Annotated in this window: 2 protein-coding genes; both read left to right on the forward strand. The window is 61.7% G+C overall.

Translation table 11 applies throughout. From position 1 onward, the window contains the following. A partial coding sequence (locus DBR30_RS08010) for an Lcl C-terminal domain-containing protein (protein WP_258224347.1) occupies positions 1-1265 on the forward strand: 1265 nt, incomplete at its 5' end. A gap of 13 nt (positions 1266-1278) precedes the next feature. Next, on the forward strand, positions 1279-1848 hold the full coding sequence (locus DBR30_RS08015; protein WP_108539966.1) for an Lcl C-terminal domain-containing protein: 570 nt from the start codon (positions 1279-1281) through the stop codon (positions 1846-1848). Positions 1849-1956 lie beyond the last annotated feature (108 nt).

Here is a 1956-nt window from a genome sequence, read left to right on the forward strand (position 1 = left end):
CTGCCGTCAGCGGCGAAGGCGCTGTGGCCCTGGTCAGCCGTTCGGCCAACATCGTCAACTCGCCCCTGCTTTTCGTACCGAGGAGCGGAGGCCTGCTACTGGCACATCCGGCCGCCAAAGGGGACCCACAACGGCTGCAACCGACCCTGCTCAGTACCCTGTGGCAGAGCCGCATTGCCGAAGGGGTGGCCGCCGATCGCGCACTGGCGCAGCTGTTGGCCGATCTCGCGCCGCTGCAACCGGGCAGCGACCGCGCGGCCCTCGCGGGTCTCGGCCAGTTTGATCAAGCACTACAGCAGGTGGCGATCAGCTTGCAGCAACAGGCCCGCACACACCTTGCCACCGCCAAGGAGACCCAGTTGCTTACCACCAGCTATCGCGCCATCAGCCTGATGCTGGCGCAATTGGCTCAGGAGTGGCAACGCAACGGCCAGTTCGCTGAAGATACCCAAAGCAAGCTGCTGACCCTGCTGGTGCAGCAGCAGCCACGCAACCTGCTAACCGTCACCGGCGTCACCACCTTCAGCGATGGCAACGACCCGCTGCTGGAACAGGAACCCGCCGACTATCCGGGACAAGATGCCAGCTGGAATCGCACTCGTCCCCAGCTTGCCTATCGCAAACTCGATGATCGCGGTCAGGCGCTCCCTGACAACGCGCCGAGCTGGCAGTGCGTCAAGGATCTCAATACCGGTCTGGTGTGGGAGGTCAAATCGGATGATCCCTTGAGCCCGGCCTGGAAAAGCAGACCCTTTGCCTATGAGGATGAGCAGTTCAAGGCGACCGCAGGCGAGCAGCAAGCGGCCTACCAGCATATTCATAAGAGGATCGAACAGCTCAGCGCCGAAGGAGATCTGGCGGCCTTCGCCCGGGCACAGGCGCTGACCACCATGCTGACCACCCGCGCGTATCAGCAGTGGCTCAATGGCGAGCAGCGCTGCGGCATCAGCCAGTGGCGGCTGCCCAGCATGGGTGAACTGATGTCACTGATGCACTACGGCAGCCTGGCCAAGGACCCGCTGGGTCAGCGCATCATCGTGGATACCCGTTACTTCCCGGATATCGCCCCCTCGGAAGATGACACCTACCATGGCTACTACTGGAGCGCCACCAGCAACACCGCCCAGCGCTTCTCCGGTGGCCCCATCAGCAAACGCACAGTCCTGCTCCTGGGGGAAGATGCAGGCACCACCTATCCCGCGCTGGTGCAGCAAGATACCTATATCGAGCTGATGCAGGTACGACTGGTCGCCACTCCCCAATAATCCGAGGAATATCATGAGCCTTTATCACTTTTCGTTCGCCATGCTGGCACTGCTGGCCCCCCTGGCCCACGGTGCTGCCATTTGTGATGACACCATGGATCGCACCGCCCCCTCTGCCCGTTTTCTTGACCATGGCAACGGCACCGTCACGGATCAACACACCGGCCTCACCTGGATGCGCTGCAAACTGGGGCAGACATGGAGTGGCAGCAGTTGCCTGGGGGAACCGACCGTTTACTACTGGCAGCAGGGGCTGCAAGTGGCGGAGCGGATCCGCAGTGACAGCAGTCATGCTCTCTATCACTTCGGCGGTATCAGCCAGTGGCGTCTGCCCGACATCAAGGAGCTGGCGACCCTGGTCGAGCACGCCTGCTACAAGCCCTCTCTCAATGAAGCCATTTTCCCGCGCGCCATGGCGGGGGGCGGTAAAGAGGTCAATGAGGGCTATGTCTATCTGATGAGCAGCACGGTAACCTCCGCCAATGGTCAGCGGGCGTATCTGGATATCACCTCGGGAGATATCGGTCTTCGCTCCATTGGCGCCTACCCGGATCAGGTCTTGCTGGTCGCCAATAAACCCTGACCGCCCCACGCTCGAAACCGGAACGCGATGGCAGGAGAGGCTTGAAAGCCTCTCTTTTTATTGCTCTTGCCACCCCCCTACCTCACCCGCCATCACGCTCTTCACCCA

The organism is Aeromonas sp. HMWF017, from assembly GCF_003061465.1.
Lineage (GTDB): Bacteria > Pseudomonadota > Gammaproteobacteria > Enterobacterales > Aeromonadaceae > Aeromonas > Aeromonas veronii.

Excerpts from the sequence above, each read along its gene's own strand:
- DBR30_RS08015 (WP_108539966.1), top strand. The coding sequence starts at position 1,279 with ATGAGCCTTTATCACTTTTCGTTCGCCATGCTGGCACTGCTGGCCCCC.